Origin of the sequence: Parasphingopyxis algicola (assembly GCF_013378075.1) — a bacterium.
Taxonomy (GTDB): Bacteria; Pseudomonadota; Alphaproteobacteria; order Sphingomonadales; family Sphingomonadaceae; genus Parasphingopyxis; species Parasphingopyxis algicola.
The window spans coordinates 949,343-966,553 of the sequence record NZ_CP051131.1; the positions used below are offsets into that span (position 1 = coordinate 949,343).

Consider the following 17,211-nt stretch of genomic DNA (forward strand, 5'->3'; position numbering starts at 1 on the left):
AACGTCTCCCTTAATTCTTGAGCGCCGACAGGATCTGCGGCGTGATCGCCGCCTCCGTCAGCCCGAAATATTCAAACAGCTTGTCCGCCGGTGCCGAACCGCCAAAACGGTCGATACCGAAATTTAATCCATCGGCGCCGGTATAGCGTTCCCAGCCAAATGTCGCCCCCGCTTCGATGGAAACGCGCAGGACATTTTCTTCGGTCCCGAGAATATCGGCTTTGTAGGCGTCGTCCTGCGCGTCGAATACCTCCCAGCACGGCATGGACACCACGTCCGCCCCGAAACCCTTGGATTCGAGCTTTTCGGCAATCTCCGCAGCAAGATGGACTTCCGAACCGCTGGCCAAGAGGACGACCCGGCGGTCGTTTTCGGCGGCGCGCAGTCGATAGGCGCCCTTCGCGCAGCGATTTTCGTCCACATCGGCGCGCATCGGCGGCAGTCCCTGACGAGTCAAGGCGAGAAGCGACGGCCCGTCCTTGCGCTTGAGCGACAGGGCCCAGCATTCCGCCGTTTCTATCGCATCGCACGGCCGGTAGACATCGAGATTGGGCATGGCGCGCAGGCCGGCCAGCTGTTCGATCGGCTGATGCGTCGGACCGTCCTCGCCCAGTCCGATTGAGTCATGCGTCATCACATAGATGGCGCGCACGCGCTGGAGTGCGGACAGCCGGATCGCAGGACGGCAATAATCGGAAAAGATCAGGAACGTTCCACCATAAGGGATCACGCCGCCGTGCAACGCCATCCCGTTCATGGCTGCGGCCATGCCGAATTCGCGGATGCCGTAATAGATATAGCGGCCTCCGTAATTGTCTCTGGTCAGAGGATCGGTCGCGCCGGTCTTGGTGTTATTGGAACCGGTCAGGTCGGCCGAACCGCCGATCGTGTCCGGCAAAGCCTTGTTGATCGCGGTCAGCGCCATTTCCGACGCCTTGCGCGTCGCCATCTTGGGCGGGTCGGCGGCCAGCGAATCGAGATAGGCCTGCATCGCCTCGCCTTCGGGCAGATCTCCGGCAATCCGGCGGCTGAACTCGGCATTGTCGGCATGGCCTTCGAGCCCCGCGGTCCATTCCCGATGCGCCTCCACGCATCGTGTCCCCGCATCCTGCCATGCTTCGCCGATCTCGGGCGGAATCACGAAGGGCGCGGCATCCCAGCCCAATTCCTCGCGCGCCGCGGCCACTTCATCCTCGCCGAGCGGCGAACCATGGGTGGCGGCGGTGCCCTGCTTGTTCGGCGCGCCGAAACCGATAACGGTCTTGCAGGCGATCAGCGAAGGCCGCGGATCGGCCAGCGCCTCTTCGATCGCGAAGCGGATGGCATCGGGATCGTGTCCATCACAGCTCGTGACATGCCATCCGGCCGCTTCGTAGCGCGCCGGAATATTCTCGCTCGTCGAAAGATCGGTACCGCCGTCGATCGTGATGTCGTTATCGTCCCAGAAGGTGATCAACCGGCCGAGCTGCAAATGGCCGGCCAGCCCGACAGCCTCATGATTGATACCTTCCATCAGGCAACCATCCCCGGCGATTACCCAGGTTCTGTGGTCGACCAGATCGTCGCCGAATGTCGCATTGAGGTGCCGCTCTGCGATCGCCATGCCGACCGCCATGGCCAGGCCCTGGCCCAGCGGACCCGTGGTCGCCTCGACACCGGGCAGCAGGAAGTTCTCGGGATGGCCGGCACAGGGGCTTCCGAGCTGCCGGAAATGCTTGATCTCGTCCATCGTCGGCCGCGCATAACCGGTGAGATGGAGCAGCGAATAGATCAGCATCGAACCATGGCCGGCGGACAGAACGAACCGATCTCTATCAAACCATTCAGCGTCTTGTGGATCATATTTGAGATATTTTGTGAAAAGAACAGTGGCGACATCCGCCATTCCCATCGGCATGCCGGGATGGCCCGAATTGGCCTCCTGAACCGCGTCCATCGAAAGGGCGCGGATGGCATTGGCAAGCTGGGTATGGGTGACGGTCATTCGGTTTCCCCTGTTCGGGCCCGGCCGCCCCGATTCCGGGGCGGCGGACTGCCCGGCGAGTCGCGGGCGCGCGCGACCACTTGGTATGTCACACGGTTATCGTCAACCGCGACGCCCACAGACTTGCCGGGAAGCGCTTTCCTGCTATGCAAAGCCGATGGAAAACGACCGCCTTGCCCGCGCAATTGCAAGGATAGAGCAGGCTGCCGACCGGCTCGGCAATGCCAAGCCCGCCGCTGCGCCGGTGACGGCCCCTGCCGAAGAGGCCGGCCTCGCCGCCGAGCTCGAATCGATGAAGGCCGCGCACAAGGCCGCGTTGGAAGACCGCGAACGGACGATCGCCAAGCTGCAGGCCGATTTTGCCGATGTCGGCAAGCTCAAAGACGAGGAAATCGAGCGTTTGCGCGGCGAATTGCAGGCCAAGGACGCATCCCTCCAATCCCCCGTTTCCGAGGCCGAATACCGGACGTTGCAGGACAAATACGAACGGCTGCGCGCAACCGCGGAGACGACGCTGACCGGGCTCGATGCCGTGATCGGCAAAGTGGAAAGCGCCGACAATGGCTGAAGTGACACTATCGATCGCCGGCCATAGCTACACGGTCGCCTGTCGCGACGGCGAAGAAGACCGGCTGAAAAAGCTGGGCGAAATGGTCGATGCCAAGACCGCCGATGCGCAACAGGCAGTCGGCGGCAATCTCGGCGAAGCCCGTGTCCTGTTGTTCGCCGCACTTTTGCTGGCCGACGAGGCCGACGAACTGCGCGGCGGGTCGGTACCACCGGATACGATCGAGGATCTCGAAAAGCTTGCCGACCGGCTGACGACGATCGGCGACCATCTTGCCCCGGACGGCCAGGCCTCCTAGATCGTGTGTGGCGGGCGCTGCCCGGTACGCGCCTTTGCGATTATCCCTGAGGCGATACAACATCCAAGGGAGCTGTCCCTGCCCGGATCTTGGTCCGGTGCATATGGTGCCCACCTGACGTTAATGGCGTCAGAGGATTTTCGGGCAAACGGCCATGGCGGCCCCGCCACCCGAGCAGGCGAAATCATGACCAAGTCTGAGTTGCGATCTTGTTTCAGGAAACAGAGACAAGATTTTGTTTCAAAACAAGATAATTCTGAAATTCAGCAAGCGAGACGCGATCTCGAAGAACGCCTTTCAACATCCGGTTTTTTGGCCGGAACGATCGGCGGATATGCCGCCATGACGTCAGAATTCGATCCTTCGAACCTGCTTCGGACGTGCCGTGAAAACGGCCATGATATCGCCCTGCCCTGGTTCGTGAGCCGGGACGCCTCGATGAAGTTCAGGCAGTGGGACGGAACCGCGCTCGAGCGTGGCCCCTTCGGCATTCTGCAGCCGGAATCGGCGAATCCCGTTTTGCAGCCAGATACGCTGCTCGTTCCCCTGGTCGCGGTCGATCGGCGCGGCAACCGGCTCGGCCAGGGACAGGGGCATTACGATCGTATCCTGGCGCAATTTCGGGCCGATCGGCCGATTACGGCGATCGGGCTCGCCTGGGAATGCCAGATCGCCCGAGACATCCCGGCCGATCCATGGGATCAGCCGCTCGATTATATTGCGACCCCCGACAGACTCATAAAGGTGACGTCATGAAGCCAAGTTGGCGCAAACCCTTCGGTGTATTCCTGATTCTCGCGATCATCGCCATTTGGTCGGTCATCGTCGCCAGCGCATCCGGCCCCATCGGCACATTGCCGGCGCTCGTCCAGGCACCGATCTACCTGGCGGCCGGAATCGTCTGGATCCTGCCGCTCAAGCCGCTTTTACAGTGGATGGAAACCGGGAAATGGCGCGAGTGACGGGACTTGAACCCGCGGCCTCCGGCGTGACAGGCCGGCGCTCTAACCAACTGAGCTACACCCGCGTGAGGCGTTGAAGACGCGCGAGTTAGGCGAGGCGTTCACCCCTGTCAAGCGAAGTCGCGCGGGCCGTCTCGAAAGAATTCCGACCGCTTCGGGACGCCGGACGTCGAAGGCTCGAGCACGCTGTTCGGCCGCGATGCGCACTTTGGCGAGCAGACCTTCCGCGATCTCGGTTTCCAGGGCGACGGTGCGACCGGCGCCCCCGCTAAAGTTCCCACTTGGTTGACACGCGCCGCGAGAAGCCCCGGCCCTTTTTCCGGTTCGGACGGGCCGCCGTGCCCGATCGCGATTTCCTCCTTTCCGATGACCAATACCGTGGCGCGCAATGTATCATGCGCACCGGTCTGTAGGACAGGAAAAAGGGGCCTGTGGTACCTCTGGCCGGAGTCGAACCGGCACTCCCGAAGGAACTCGATTTTGAGTCGAGCGCGTCTACCAATTCCGCCACAGAGGCCCGCGGTAGGGGGAGCCGATTAGCGGAGCGCTCGGCACTCCGCAAGCGGCTCCCTTCCCGTCATGCAAATGTTTCGGCTGCCCCGCGGCCTTTCGGATCCTCGCCATAGCGGTTGGGCCCCGGCGTGCCATCCAGAAACATGAAGACGAGCAGCGTGATGCCGAGACCGAAAACGGCGAGCAGGCCGATCAGCGAAATCGCGGTGGACTCCATGGCGGCGCCGAGGAACGCCAGGATGTAGCCGCTCAACGGCGCGAGTATCCACCAGCCGGTCCGGTTGGTGTCGTGAAGCCGCCGCACCGTGACTGCGATCCCGGGAATCACCAGCGCGAGCGATACGAGTATCGCCAGGATGAACACAATCATGATCGCGCCACTTGCCGCAATCGCTGCCGTCGGATCACCACCGGCAGCCATCATTGCACCTCCGCCAACCGCAAATAACAGTATTTGAAATACAATGCCGATCAGGAATTGGAATACGATCCACATCCAGTATTCCATCCGCCGCGAACGTCCGCCGAACTCCGCATACCGCCTGAGCGGCATAAACATCCATTCCATGAAATTTCCCTTCCTTAAATTTCATGCGCCCCGCCGGTCTTCGCCGATTGATCACACGGTCCGACAAAATGCCGCTTCGGGCAAGGGGTTTCAGTTCCGCGGAGGCTGGCGGCGATAGCTGAGCGCCTCGGCGATATGCACGCGGCCCACCGTCTCCGCCGCCGCCAGATCGGCGATCGTGCGGGCCACCCGCAACACGCGCGAATAGCCGCGCGCGGTCAGCCGCATCGCCTCGGCGGCATGGCCCAGCAACGTCCGTCCGGCTTCGTCCGGTGTCGCCACGCTGTCGAGCAGTTCGCCATCCGCCTCGCTATTGGTGCGCACGGCTTCGTCGGCATAGCGCTCGGTTTGCACGGATCGGGCCGCAGCCACGCGCGCGGCCACGTCTGCCGATCTTTCCGCCGCTGGCGGCAGCGTCAGATCGGCGGCGGACACGGCCTGCACATCGACATGCAGGTCGATCCGGTCGAGCAGCGGGCCGGAAATCTTCGCCTGATAGTCGGCCGCGCATTTGGGTGCGCGCGAACAGGCCAGCGCGGCATCGCCGAGATGGCCGCAGCGGCACCCTTGTATTGCTTTCATGCAGCATGGCTTTGGTCTGTTCCCATACACTGAAATCAAACGGAAAATTCAGCATCCAAGCGAAATCCTCGAAAACCCGCGTACCATCGGCGAGCACATCAGGCGCGAGCGACAGATCAGAGGTTTGCGGCAAGTCGATGTGGCGGAAGCACTACATCTTGATCCGCATACCATCTGCGATTGGGAGAATGGAAAGAAAAGCATCGGCCACCCCGATACTATCCGCGTATCATTGCGTGGCTCGGTTATGATCCGCTTGCTGCCACTCAATCCGAAGGCGAAGCACTACGGCAAGAGCTGTGGCGACTTGGACTGACCAGCCAAGAAATGGCTGATTGGCTTGGGATCGATCAATCAATTCTGCTCAAGCGCGAGAAGCTTTAGCAGCGAAGTGTCGAGTACCCCTCAGTAGCGATTCGTCAAATGTCCGCTTCTGGCCGAAAGCAGATATCGAAAGTTACAGTCAGCGTTGGCGAAATCCAGTCAAATTCCAACGGCCTTGCCAGTGATTGCCGGGGTTAGGGCGAATTGCGTAGTCGCGTATCCGGCAGCGTTGGCCTTGACCGAAACACGTTCGATAAGATGTGCTCCGCCAATTCGAGGTCGGTTGGTTTATCAACGTCAATCGCGGCCTCCGGCTGGGTGAGCACGATCGGTCTCGCGTTCACCCCAAGGCGCTTCCCGGCTCGATGCACGGCATCCTCGAATCTGATCGATCGTGTGATCGCGCGAAACAGCAATCTGGGTCCGAAGCTGGAAATGATTTTCCAGCTCTTTTTCCGATCCTGCTCAATGGTTGCCCAGAGATCGAGCGCGGCGAGTGTGTTTTCACCGCGCAGAGCGAAGAGGTTGGCGCCAGAATAGTGGCCGTCCCTGAACTTTAGCCAGGTGCGCTGGGTCATCGGGTAGCGAGCTTCAATTATCTCGCGATCACCAACGCCAATGGCTATGTCACTGTGTCCCGTTTCAGCCAAAAACGCATTGACCATATCGGTCGTGAGCAGGGCGTGATCTGCGGTCGTTACCAATATCGGCCAGGGCGCAATATCCGTCCCGGCGACCTTGGCTATGCTGGTCGCAATGCCATCATTGCTGGTAGCCAAGGTAACCAACAGATTATTGGCAAGGCTGACCGTATCGCCAACAAGCAATGCGTCAGGCTCCTGGGCCAGGATAACGACTCGACCGATTAGCGAGGAACCCAGCAGCGCATCCGCCACCCTCGCCAGCATCGACTTCCCCGCCACCCGGACCAGAGCCTTGTATTTCTCACCGCAATGGTCGGCCAGCGGGTCGCGCCCGGGTCGTTGACCTGCAAGTAATATGGCGGTCCAGCGCGCATCGCCGCTATGCACTGCCCGGTTTTCGGTTTCTGCTGGAAAATGGGACTTTGCGCTCTGTAACACCGTCGCCATCGCAGACATCCTCGGTTCGCGGTTATCGTTGCGAATAAGACGGTGCTGTTTTGGGAAACCCGCACTTGGGCGTTCGATTTTCGGTTTGCCGCTCGGCGCATATGTTCAGATCAGCAGACCCTCGATCAGACGAAGGTGGTCGGTGACGGACGTTTCAATGCTGTAGCGCCGTGCGACCGCAGAGGCCGGGAAATCGGAGGGTAGAGCCTGAACGGCCGCAACAATGGCGGCGGCAAATGCGGCAGGGTTTCCGACCGGGACGGAAAATCGGCCGATGCCTTTGAGGATTTCGGTCAATCCCGGCGAACAGTCGGTCGCAACGACATCGCAACCCGCCGCCATCGCTTCCAGCGGAGCCGCCGGGAACCCTTCCCAGCGCGAGGACAGGAGAAACAGGTCGGCACTCGCCAGATAGGGCGTCGGGTCTGCGACAAAGCCGGTGAATATGATCCTTTCGGCAAGGCCTAATTCCGCCGCCAAGGCGCGGAGATTAGACATCATCGGCCCCTCGCCCAAAATCGTCAGTGTCCATGGTCGGTCCGCGATCTGCGCTAGAGCGTACAGCATGGTTTCATAATCCTTCTGCGGCGCCAGCCTTCCAACCGCGAGAAACCGAGAGGATTGGCTGCGCCGGGGCATGCGCCTTTCGCCCACCGCCAACATGGCCGGCGTGACATAGGCGTTGCGAACCGCTTTGAAACGATCGGCAACCGTCGGAAATGCTCGAGCATATGTGATCGCGTCGGCTTTGCTGAGCGTCAGGCAGCGATCTCCCAGCCGAATTGTGAGACCAAATCGCAAACGCCGAAGAAAACGCCGCACTGCCGACATATGGGGCCGCTCGATCGGATTGGTTATCTTCTGAACGATCTTTGTTCGTGCGCCGAAAGCCAGCCGCCTGGCGAAGGCGACCGTCAAATTGCTCTGATTTCCCGCCGACAAAAGAACATCCGGACGATAGGACCGGATCATGCGGGAGAGCGCCGGTATCTGCGCAAAGAGACGGAAACCGCGCGGACCGATACTGACCCCGGGCACAGTTCGAACGATCACCTTGTCGGAGATGAGTGCTGCGGATGGCCCGTCCGGACGGGCCATCCACAATTCGCTTGGATAGCCGCGTTCTGCGAAACCGTTGGTGAGAAAGATAGCGACGCGATCCAATCCACCATCGCCGGGCTCATAGAGGAATTGCGCAATCTTCGGCTTCGGCCGTGCGCAATCGGTTTGGGACGCAACAGCTTTCACGGCGCTTAACCGGGCGTAGTCGCCAGGACGACCCAAGTGCACAAAGACATGCCACCGCACCAGCCGGCCACGACGTCGCTCGGCCAATGGACGACGAAGTAAAGACGGGTCGAACCCACAACGAATGACACGAAAGCTGCAAATGAGAGCGCAAGATGAATGTTGGCGCCGCTGACGAAAAGAAGCGCGAAAGTCGATACGAAGCTCATCAGGGTATGCACGCTCGGAAAGCTGCTCGTGAAAGTCGCGACCGATCCTCCAGCCGCGCCCGGACGCGGTCTCTCGATAATGGCCTTCAAAAGGAACCCGGACCCGCGTGCCGCAATCAACACCGCGGCAAACTGCCCCGCTCTTTCAACATGTCCCTGAGTGACAAGCATGACGGTGCCGATAAGGAATATCAGTCCGAGGACCGTGTCGCCGCCGATTGCCGTCAGATCGCGCATCGCGGTTTCGATTTTCCGCGCCCGTTTTCCAGCCGGACCGCTCGACGAGCCAGAGCAGAGGGAGCCCAACAGTTGCTCGTCCAAGCTCTGAACGGCCGGGCATCGGGACAGAATGCCGAGCAGGACCCACGATACGGTTGAAACTGTGAACAGGAGCGCAAGACCGTCACGCATCAAGATGCGATCCGGTTTAGATATCGGACGATCGCCACCGCCGCCCGTTCTGACGAACTCTGTACAGGATCAATCGAATAAGTCTTTCGGAATGCCTTGAACTGCGCAGGGCGATAGTAGCCGTGCATCTCCAGCGATCGTCCGAGAGTATCCGGCAACTGACCGATATCGTCGATCACGGGCCCGAACTTCCAGAATTCGTAGCTGGGATCGCCGCGCCAGTCGGCGTCATGCGAATTGAGGAAGATGGCTGGCCGTGGCCGTTCGATAAATTCGTAAATCTGACTGCTGACATCGCCGATATAGATGTCTGCCGTCCGGGTGTAGGACATGTCGACCGAACGTTCGCTGCCGGTATCGATCAAGATGTTTTGTACATTGGCAAATCGCTTGTGCAGTGCCCTGCGCAGGCGAATCTGCAGATGCTCGGCCGACGCCAATATCTTCCGCCGGAACAGCATGACGTGCGGCGCGAAGATCAGGTTGAAGCGGTCCTGACCGGCGAAATGATGGAGCAGCTTTTCGCCGAACTTGAACCAGGACGAGAGCTTCGGATCGAAATGCGGATTGTAGAGCACAACCGGTCGGTCATTGTCGAAGAAGCGGGCTGGTTCCGAAGAGCGATGGGCATCGAATTTCGGATAACCGACCACGGCATAATCGCCGGGCCGAACCAGATGGGCGTCCAGCATTCGCGTTTTGGTCTTCTCGCCGGGCAGCAACACGAAATCAAAATTTGCGATCTCCGGCGCGACGGAGATGGAGCGGTCGCCCGCACCATGAGGCAGGAAAATAAGTTTGGGCTTTGCGAAGCCATAACGGGTCTTGAGCAATGTACTGGTCGTTTCCGGGACAATCAGCGCGTCATATCTGGCAAGCAGATCGAGGCTGGCTGCCAACCCTCCAATCCGGCTGAGCGGGACGACGCCCCCCGTCAGTTTCTCGACGAGCGTGCCGAACTTGCTTTCCTCTAGCGGATAAAAGGCGGGCGGTTCGATAGAGGGGTCGAGCTTTGAAGCGACGGCCTGGCGTTGACGATCGCTTGATGTGAGCACATCGACACGCAGCTCCGGTGCCAAGGCCTGCAAGCAGGAAATTATCGGTGCCGTGTGCGCGACCTGATGGATCTCGTCATGGTTGTAGAGAAAGCCCAGCCGCAGTCCTGAAACGCTACGTGTTGCAAAGGGTCGATCAGGTGCGAAGACGACAGACATTAAGCTAAGACGCCGCCACTCCATCGATCCCGCATCCCTGTCCGGAAAAATATTCAGGTTCATCGCAAACACCTGATTTTGTAGAAGAACGGGTAGGATCAGGAGCGCAGATTTGGTTTATCGCGGATGATACAGGCGGAAGCACTCGGTCGGGATCGAGCGGATTTGCGGCGCGGTGCATGGCAAATCCTGAGCGGTTTCGGCGTGCGCACAGTTGCGCGCATCTTGCTGATCGTTTTCGTTGCCAAGCTTTACGGCGTTAGCGATTTTGGCCGACTCGGCGAAACAGTCGCGATCGTCGAGTTGGCAGCCGCGCTGGCGACTTTCGGCCTCAACAAGACACTGCTCGGCAGGCTCGCCGGCGACGACGCGTCCGATGAGTCGAAAATCGTCTTGGAAGCACTCGCGATCACCGCTTGCGTTTCATTTCTCGTCACCGGTGCATTGTGGGTCCTCTGGGCGCTGATTGCCGGTCAGACCGATGGGGGCACGAGAATTGCCCTGATGGGCATTCCGCTCATCGCGCTGACCGAAATTGCGTTGACCGCTACCCGTCACCGGCGGACCGTCGCTTGGGACACGATCGTGAAGGCGGCCGTCAAACCATGGAGTTTCCTGCTGTTCGCCCTGACCGGATATTTATGGGCCGGCGGCGAACCGTCTTCGACGCAGACGCTGATCCTCGCCTATGTCGCGTCGCTTACGCTATCGGCCGTGATCGCAATCGGGGCGCTGTTCTTCGCATCCCGATTCACTCTGTCGGCTGCGCTGCGGCACTTCAGTCTGAGCGATACATTCCGCCTTGCCCGCGACTGCCTCCCGATCGCCGTCAACGAAACGGCGGTTTTTGCCTTTCGTCGCATCGATATCATCCTCTTGGCGCTGGTCGCCGGACCGGCAGCCACGGGCATCTATTATCTGGCGCAGCAGATCGGAACTGTGGTCGAAAAGGTCCGCTATCTCTTCGAACCGATGCTGGCGCCCATCGTCGCGCAAACCAATTCGCTCGATATCATCGGCTACCATCTGCGCCGCCTCTGTCTCGGAATTTTCACGACGCAACTGGCGATCCTCGTTTTGATCGCAATCCTCGGTCAACCGTTGCTGGACTGGCTGGGCGCGGGCTTCGCCGCCGGCCTGACGGTCGCGCTGGTCGTACTGGTCGGAGAACTGTTCGATGGCAGTTTCGGCCTTTGCGAGCTTCCGACCGTCTATCGCCATCCCCACTGGCCGCCGCGCCTCGTTCTTGCAGCTCTCGTGCTCGAAATCGGTCTCGTCTGGCTTCTCGCATCCCATTTTGGAGCACTGGGCGCCGCTACGGGTTTCGCGACGGCGATGCTCCTGCTGGCGATCGCCCGGCTCATGCTCATTCGGCGGCTTTACGGACTGTCCATCCTCGGCAAACGATATGGCGTGGCGCTGCTGACGGGCGCAGTTGCCGCAGTTTCCGTCCTGTTCGGGTTTCGGTTGTCCAGCGACCATTCCATGCTGACGGCGATCGCTGCTTCCGTCTCGTTCCTTATCTTATATGGTGGCGGCCTATGGCTGTTTCCGAGAAACCGAGCTGCCGGTGTTTCGGCTGCAAATCCGGCCTGAGCTGGGCTTGAAGCAGGAAATGGACAGCGAAACCAAGGGCCTGGCTGCGGTTTTTCTCGCAAACCGCCCGGCCTTGCTCGGCTTTGTGACCGCACGGCTGGCCGGAGCGCCGGAAGCCGAAGACATATTGCAAGACATCTGGCTCAAGCTGGATGGCGTGGAACCCAGCGGGCCCGTCGCCGATCCGCTGGCCTATCTCTATCGCATGACGGAAAATGCGCTCAGGGACCGGCTCCGGTCCGAAGCGCGACGACGCGTCCGGGAAGCCCATTGGGTGGAAGATTTCAGCGGCCATCTCGAGGACAGCGGAGATGCGCTTTCGCCCGAGAAGATTGCCGTCGAGCGGGATCGGCTGCGGTTGGTCGAAGCGCGCATCGCCGCATTGCCCGGCCGCACCAAATCGATCTTCCGCGCCGCGCGGATCGAGGAACGCAAACAAGCCGATATCGCCGCCGAACTCGATATCAGCCTCAGCGCCGTGGAGAAGCATCTCCAACGCGCCTATAAGGCGGTCATCGACGCGCGCCGCGAATATGATGCGGAAATGGAGGTCGAGTGACGTCTAACGATCCTATGACCGGCAAATCTGTCTTGATCGACGACGAAATCGTCGCCCGGGCCGCGGCGTGGCATCTTCGCGTCGAGGGCGGCGAGATGCGTACTCCCGACTGGGAGGAGTTTACTTCCTGGCTCGAAGCCGATGCGTTGCACGCGGAAGCCTATAACCGGACCGTCGAAGCCGATGCCGATCTGGTAGCCGCAGCCCATGCGGGAATTCTCGACAGCGCGCCGGAAGCCGCCAATGACCAAGCCCCGACATCGCGGCGCCGTTTCCTGGCAGGCGGCGTCGCGATTGCGGCGACCGCCATAGCCGGTGTCCTCCTCTGGCCCTCTCAAAGCCAGCAGGATTTCACGACCTATGCAACCGCAGCCGGAGAAAGGCGCACCATCTCGGTTTCCGATGGCCTGAGGGTCGAAATGAATGGTGGAACCGAAATCGCTGTCGCCGACGGCGGCCAGCCGACCGTCCGGCTCGAAGGGGGCGAAGCCGCCTTCTTCGTCGAAAGCCGGCAGCCCGGTGCGCTTCGCGTCGAAGTCGGCGCACTAACGCTGGTCGACAACGGAACGATTTTCAACGTAATCAGGCATGACGGTTGGATCCGGGCGGGCGTCGCCGAGGGCGCGATCGTCGCCAATCCGGACAGTGAGGCAGTCACGCTGACGGCAGGACAAACGCTCCGTCTGCGCGAAGGCAGCGGCATGATCGAACGCGGACAGGCAGAACCGCAGGATGTCACGGCCTGGCGGGATGGACAGCTTGCCTATTCCGACACGCCCGCGCCCGTCATCGCTGCCGATCTGAGCCGCAATCTCGGAGTCACGGTAAACGTGGATCAAGAGATCGGCCGACGCCGCCTGACAGGAATTATTCAGCTGGATGGCGACGAAGATGCGATCATCGCAAACGCCGCCGCGCTGCTCGATGGCTATGCCCGGCAAACCGCGAACGGCTGGATGATCGCCGCGAACTAGGTACGGCACCAACCGGCGTCACCTTGTGGCATCCTGACACTGTCACTAGCACCCTAAGCCATGAATCGTCCGCTCATTCTGCTCCTGGCCCGATCCGCGGCAATGGGCTTCGGTCTGGCGGGCGTGTTTGCACTCCCCATCGAGGTGGCGTCCGCGCAATCGCAGCACCGGATTTCCATACCCGCCGGTACGCTGGATGCTGCTTTGCGGAGCTTGGCCCGCCAGACTGGGATATCCGTCGGCGGCACGATCCAAGGGCTCCGGCAAATCCGGACGCCCACCATCGAAGGCGAGATGTCAGCGGAAGCGGCGCTACGCCTCCTGCTGCGGGGAACCGGCTTTACCTTTCGCCGAAGCGGCAACCGCACCTACCGCATTGAACGACGGTTGCTCCCGCAACGATCGGCTCCGCCGCCCTCACCATCTGCGCAGCAAACTCCTCCGCCCGCGCCAGCGCGACCCATTATCGTCACCGCCAGCAAGCGCGAACTCTACTTTTCCGACTATGCGGGGGGCGCGACCGTTATCGAACTCGACGACGCCCTGCCGGGAATCCAGCTGAGCAGCTTGGAGGGCCTTCTCTCCTCGTTGCCGATCACCGCATCGACCAATCTGGGATCGGGCCGCAACAAGCTATTCATACGCGGCATCGCGGATAGCAGTTTCAACGGGCCCACCCAATCGACCGTGGGCCTCTATTATGGCGATCTGAGGCTGATCTACAGCGCGCCGAACCCCGATCTGCGGCTCTATGATATCGATCGCGTGGAACTGCTCGAAGGACCGCAGGGAACGCTCTATGGCGCCGGCGCGCTGGGCGGCGTCATCCGCCTGTCCCCCAGCCGCGCCGCCTTGGGCGAATGGGAAGGCGCAGCCTGGGCATCGGGAACCGTCACCGAGGGCGGCGAACCCGGATACGACTTGGCTGGAATGGTAAATGTTCCAGTCGGGGACCGCATAGCCGCTCGCGTTCTCGGATATTCGGGAAGACTCGGCGGCTACGTAGACGATCTCCAACGCGGGCTGGGTGACATCAATCGCACCGAGATAGAGGGCTGGCGCGCGACGATCCGCGTGGAGATTGCTGAGGGTTGGACGATCGATCTCGACGGTGTCCAGCAGATGCTCGACACGCTCGATGGCCAATATGTCGATGCCGATATTGGCGGGCTCAATCGTCGCAGCGCGATCGCCCAGCCCTTCGATAGCGACATCAGCGGCGCCGGCATCACGATAACCGGCGCAATCAACGGACTGTCGCTGATTTCCGCAACCGGAGTTTTCCGCAGCGATCTCGACACGATATTCGATGCCAGCGCCCTTTCCGATACTGACGAGATACTGGGGTTCGAGGAGGAGCGGCGGATCGATCTTGTCAGCCATGAGACGCGTATCGCCTCGGGCCGGGAGGCCAGCTTCTCCTGGGTGATCGGCGGCAGCCTTGTCCGGAATATCGATCGTCGCTTCCAATTTCTCGGTGATCCCGACGACCCCGATCCCCGTGCCGAAACACGCAATGAAACTACCGAAATCGCGGTCTTTGGGGAAGGCACCTTGCCGTTGACACCGAGGCTCTCCGCAACAGCCGGGACCCGTATCGTCTACAGCGAGAGTTTCAGCGAAGCCTTGCTGGCGGACGGTTCGGAGATCGATCCGCAAGCCAGTTCGACCCGCGTCTTGCCGACTGCTGGCCTCTCCTGGCGTCCGAACGACGATGCGATGGTCTATGGGCGCTATCAACGCGGCTATCGCGCCAGCGGGCTCAGCATCGACGGTGTCGATACAATGACGCCAACCGTCAGCCGCTTCGAACCCGACAGTTTGCAGACCATCGAGTTGGGAACGCACGTTACCGTGTCGCAGCCTATGTCAGTCGAGCTATCGGTCATCGGCTTTTTTACAAATTGGGATGGCATTCAGGCCGACCTGATTGGCGATCAGGGCTTCTCCCTGACCCGCAACATCGGCAGCGCCAGAGTCTACGGCATTACGGCAAGCGCCTCCGTCCAGCCGGTCGAACAGCTACGGATAAGCGGGGCTTTCTTCGCCAACCAAACCCATTTCGACGCGGCTACCGATCTTGACGCCGGGGAAGAGGAAAGGCTGCCCAATGTGGCCGAGTTCGGAGCGCGAGCGAGCGTCGAACTGACCATTCCAATCTCTGACGCCTGGCGGTTCGAGGCTGTGACGGCACTTGACTATACAGGCGAGTCATTCCTCGGCGTCGATCCGACATTGGAGTTTGCACAAGGCGGCTATTTCGAAGTCGATGCGACTATCGCACTTCGCTCGGACGACTGGACGCTTTCCATCGAAGGCAGCAACCTCAGCAATGTGCGAGGGAACAGCTTTGCGTTCGGCAACCCGTTTGCCGTCCGAGACGCCCAGCAAACAACACCGGTCAGGCCGCGTGAGATCAGGTTTTCCAGCACCGTGCAATTCTAGGGATTTGGCGGATTGCTGTGAATGGCCGCTTTGGGCGCAAAGCAGATTCCAGAATCCATGGTGATATCCCGGACAATTTGGCCAGATCACTGATACACATGTCGCTGGAAGAGTAGTTAACTCCGCGGCGGCTGCCTTCGATAACTCAACGCTTCGGCGACATGCAAACGGCCTACCTCTTCGCTGCCCGCAAGATCGGCAATGGTGCGGCTGACACGCAGGACACGGGAATAGCCGCGCGCGGTCAGCCGCATCGCCTCGGCGGCATGGCCCAGCAACGTCCGTCCGGCTTCGTCCGGTGTCGCCACGCTGTCGAGCAGTTCGCCGTCCGCCTCGCAATTGGTGCGGACGGATTCGTCGGCATAGCGCGCGGTCTGGATCGCGCGCGCCGCCTTTACCCGTTTCGCAACCTCGGCCGATCCTTCGGCCGCCGGCGGAAGCGTGAGATCGGCGGCGGACACGGCCTGCACGTCGACATGCAGATCGATCCGGTCGAGCAGCGGGCCGGAAATCTTCGCCTGATAGTCGGCCGCGCATTTGGGCGCGCGCGAACAGGCGAGCGCGGCATCGCCGAGATGGCCGCAGCGGCACGGGTTCATCGCCGCGACGAGCTGGACGCGCGCCGGGAAGCTGACATGCGCATTGGCGCGGGCGATCGATACGGTTCCCGTCTCGAGCGGCTGGCGCAGCGAATCGAGTACGGGACGCTGGAATTCGGGCAGTTCGTCGAGGAACAGCACGCCGAGATGCGCGAGGCTCACCTCGCCCGGCCGCACCTTGAGCCCGCCGCCCACCAGCGCGGCCATCGATGCCGAATGATGCGGCGCGCGATAGGGCCGGTTGCGCGCGAGCTTGCCGCCTTCCAGCGTCCCGGCAACGCTGGCCACCATCGACACTTCGAGCGCCTCGGCCGCCGTCAGTTCGGGAAGAATGCCGGACAGACAGGCCGCCATCAGCGATTTGCCGGAGCCGGGCGGCCCGGACATCAGCAGGTTGTGGCCGCCCGCCGCGGCGATTTCGAGCGCGCGCTTCGCGGTTTCCTGGCCCTTCACCTGGGCGAGATCCGGGCCCGCCACCGGCTCCTCGACATCCCCCGGCGCCGGCGCAGCGAGCTGGCTCGTGCCCTTGAAATGGTTGAGCAGCGCGAGAAGGTCGGGCGCGCCGATCACCTCGACGTCGCCTGCCCAGGCGGCCTCCGGACCCTGCGCCTCGGGACAGACCAGTCCAAGATCGCGCGACGACGCGTTAAGCGCGGCGAGCAGTACGCCGGGCGACGGCGCGACCCGCCCGTCGAGCCCGAGCTCGCCGACGACGACATAGCCGGCCAGGGTTTCCGCATCGATCACGCCCATCGCGCCCAGCAGCCCGAGCGCGATCGGCAGGTCGTAATGCGATCCTTCCTTGGGAAGATCGGCCGGCGAGAGGTTGATCGTGATCCGTTTGGGTGGCAGCGCCAGCCCGATCGCCGAAATCGCCGCGCGCACGCGTTCGCGGCTCTCGGCCACTGCTTTGTCTGGTAATCCTACCAGATTGAAAGCGGGCACGCCGGGCGCGATCTGAACCTGCGCCTCCACGGCGCGCGCCTCGAGCCCCAGATAGGCGGTCGTCGCGACGTGAGCGACCATCCGCAAGCCTCCCTATATTCCCTGTTTGTTCTCTTTTTTG

General features: G+C 61.4%; 16 protein-coding genes, 2 tRNA genes, 1 other RNA gene and 1 pseudogene. 10 read left to right on the forward strand and 10 right to left on the reverse strand.

From position 1 onward, the window contains the following. Positions 1 to 10 precede the first annotated feature (10 nt). Complete coding sequence (tkt, locus tag HFP57_RS04695; RefSeq protein ID WP_176868707.1) at positions 11 to 1,984, reverse strand: transketolase; 1,974 nt, start codon at positions 1,982 to 1,984, stop codon at positions 11 to 13. A gap of 157 nt (positions 1,985 to 2,141) precedes the next feature. Here tkt and HFP57_RS04700 point away from each other — a divergent pair, with 157 nt between their 5' ends. The 5 genes from HFP57_RS04700 (at position 2,142) to HFP57_RS04720 (ending at position 3,812) form a co-directional block, all read left to right on the forward strand. After that, entirely contained in the window at positions 2,142 to 2,552 is a 411-nt protein-coding gene (locus HFP57_RS04700; RefSeq protein WP_176868708.1) for a hypothetical protein, read from the forward strand. Then, complete coding sequence (locus HFP57_RS04705) at positions 2,545 to 2,850, forward strand: cell division protein ZapA (protein ID WP_176868709.1); 306 nt, start codon at positions 2,545 to 2,547, stop codon at positions 2,848 to 2,850. The genes HFP57_RS04700 and HFP57_RS04705 overlap by 8 nt, the downstream gene beginning before the upstream one ends. 11 nt (positions 2,851 to 2,861) lie before the next feature. Then, positions 2,862 to 3,018: non-coding RNA, 6S RNA (gene ssrS, locus HFP57_RS04710), on the forward strand. Positions 3,019 to 3,036: 18 nt separating this feature from the next. Then, positions 3,037 to 3,606: a 5-formyltetrahydrofolate cyclo-ligase gene (locus HFP57_RS04715; protein ID WP_176868710.1), complete on the forward strand. Its 570-nt coding sequence runs from the start codon at positions 3,037 to 3,039 to the stop codon at positions 3,604 to 3,606. Next, complete coding sequence (locus HFP57_RS04720) at positions 3,603 to 3,812, forward strand: DUF2842 domain-containing protein (protein ID WP_176868711.1); 210 nt, start codon at positions 3,603 to 3,605, stop codon at positions 3,810 to 3,812. Before HFP57_RS04715 ends, HFP57_RS04720 begins: the two co-directional genes overlap by 4 nt. Here HFP57_RS04720 and HFP57_RS04725 read toward each other — a convergent pair. From HFP57_RS04725 to HFP57_RS04740, 4 genes and pseudogenes are all read right to left on the reverse strand, one after another. Continuing rightward, positions 3,801 to 3,877 (reverse strand) — tRNA-Asp (locus HFP57_RS04725). The genes HFP57_RS04720 and HFP57_RS04725 overlap by 12 nt on opposite strands. A gap of 367 nt (positions 3,878 to 4,244) precedes the next feature. Beyond that, a tRNA-Leu gene (locus HFP57_RS04730) sits at positions 4,245 to 4,329 on the reverse strand. A gap of 60 nt (positions 4,330 to 4,389) precedes the next feature. Next, entirely contained in the window at positions 4,390 to 4,893 is a 504-nt protein-coding gene (locus HFP57_RS04735; RefSeq protein WP_176868712.1) for a DUF805 domain-containing protein, read from the reverse strand. 90 nt (positions 4,894 to 4,983) lie between these two features. Beyond that, positions 4,984 to 5,469, reverse strand: a pseudogene (locus HFP57_RS04740) (magnesium chelatase subunit ChlI family protein); the annotation flags it as partial. Positions 5,470 to 5,473: 4 nt separating this feature from the next. Here HFP57_RS04740 and HFP57_RS04745 point away from each other — a divergent pair. Further along, positions 5,474 to 5,791, forward strand: coding sequence for a helix-turn-helix domain-containing protein (locus HFP57_RS04745; protein WP_176868713.1), 318 nt, complete (start codon positions 5,474 to 5,476; stop codon positions 5,789 to 5,791). 202 nt (positions 5,792 to 5,993) lie between these two features. On the opposite strand, the gene HFP57_RS04750 is transcribed toward HFP57_RS04745, so the two are convergent. The 4 genes from HFP57_RS04750 to HFP57_RS04765 all read right to left on the reverse strand — a co-directional run bounded on the left by HFP57_RS04750 (position 5,994) and on the right by HFP57_RS04765 (position 10,044). Further along, positions 5,994 to 6,890, reverse strand: a complete 897-nt coding sequence (locus tag HFP57_RS04750; protein WP_176868714.1) for a nucleotidyltransferase family protein — start codon at positions 6,888 to 6,890, stop codon at positions 5,994 to 5,996. 105 nt (positions 6,891 to 6,995) lie between these two features. After that, positions 6,996 to 8,138, reverse strand: coding sequence for a glycosyltransferase (locus HFP57_RS04755; protein ID WP_176868715.1), 1,143 nt, complete (start codon positions 8,136 to 8,138; stop codon positions 6,996 to 6,998). A gap of 5 nt (positions 8,139 to 8,143) precedes the next feature. After that, a complete protein-coding gene (locus HFP57_RS04760) occupies positions 8,144 to 8,758 on the reverse strand; it encodes a phosphatase PAP2 family protein (RefSeq protein ID WP_176868716.1) in 615 nt (204 codons plus the stop codon). Next, positions 8,758 to 10,044: a hypothetical protein gene (locus HFP57_RS04765; protein ID WP_218135071.1), complete on the reverse strand. Its 1,287-nt coding sequence runs from the start codon at positions 10,042 to 10,044 to the stop codon at positions 8,758 to 8,760. The genes HFP57_RS04760 and HFP57_RS04765 overlap by 1 nt, the downstream gene beginning before the upstream one ends. Positions 10,045 to 10,137: 93 nt before the next feature. On the opposite strand from HFP57_RS04765, the gene HFP57_RS04770 reads away from it, so the two are divergent. Genes HFP57_RS04770 through HFP57_RS04785 form a run of 4 tightly spaced genes read left to right on the forward strand, consistent with a single transcriptional unit; the run spans position 10,138 to position 15,546 of the window. Next, complete coding sequence (locus HFP57_RS04770; protein ID WP_176868717.1) at positions 10,138 to 11,568, forward strand: oligosaccharide flippase family protein; 1,431 nt, start codon at positions 10,138 to 10,140, stop codon at positions 11,566 to 11,568. A gap of 19 nt (positions 11,569 to 11,587) precedes the next feature. Beyond that, a complete protein-coding gene (locus tag HFP57_RS04775) occupies positions 11,588 to 12,127 on the forward strand; it encodes an RNA polymerase sigma factor (RefSeq protein ID WP_176868718.1) in 540 nt (179 codons plus the stop codon). A gap of 32 nt (positions 12,128 to 12,159) precedes the next feature. Then, positions 12,160 to 13,101, forward strand: a complete 942-nt coding sequence (locus HFP57_RS04780) for a FecR family protein (RefSeq protein ID WP_176868719.1) — start codon at positions 12,160 to 12,162, stop codon at positions 13,099 to 13,101. A 60-nt stretch (positions 13,102 to 13,161) separates the two neighbouring features. Continuing rightward, complete coding sequence (locus HFP57_RS04785; RefSeq protein WP_176868720.1) at positions 13,162 to 15,546, forward strand: TonB-dependent receptor; 2,385 nt, start codon at positions 13,162 to 13,164, stop codon at positions 15,544 to 15,546. Positions 15,547 to 15,662: 116 nt separating this feature from the next. Here the strand turns inward: HFP57_RS04785 and HFP57_RS04790 are convergent, their stop codons facing one another. Continuing rightward, positions 15,663 to 17,171 (reverse strand): YifB family Mg chelatase-like AAA ATPase, encoded by a 1,509-nt coding sequence (locus HFP57_RS04790; RefSeq protein ID WP_176868721.1) that lies wholly within the window; start codon positions 17,169 to 17,171, stop codon positions 15,663 to 15,665. Positions 17,172 to 17,211: the final 40 nt, after the last annotated feature.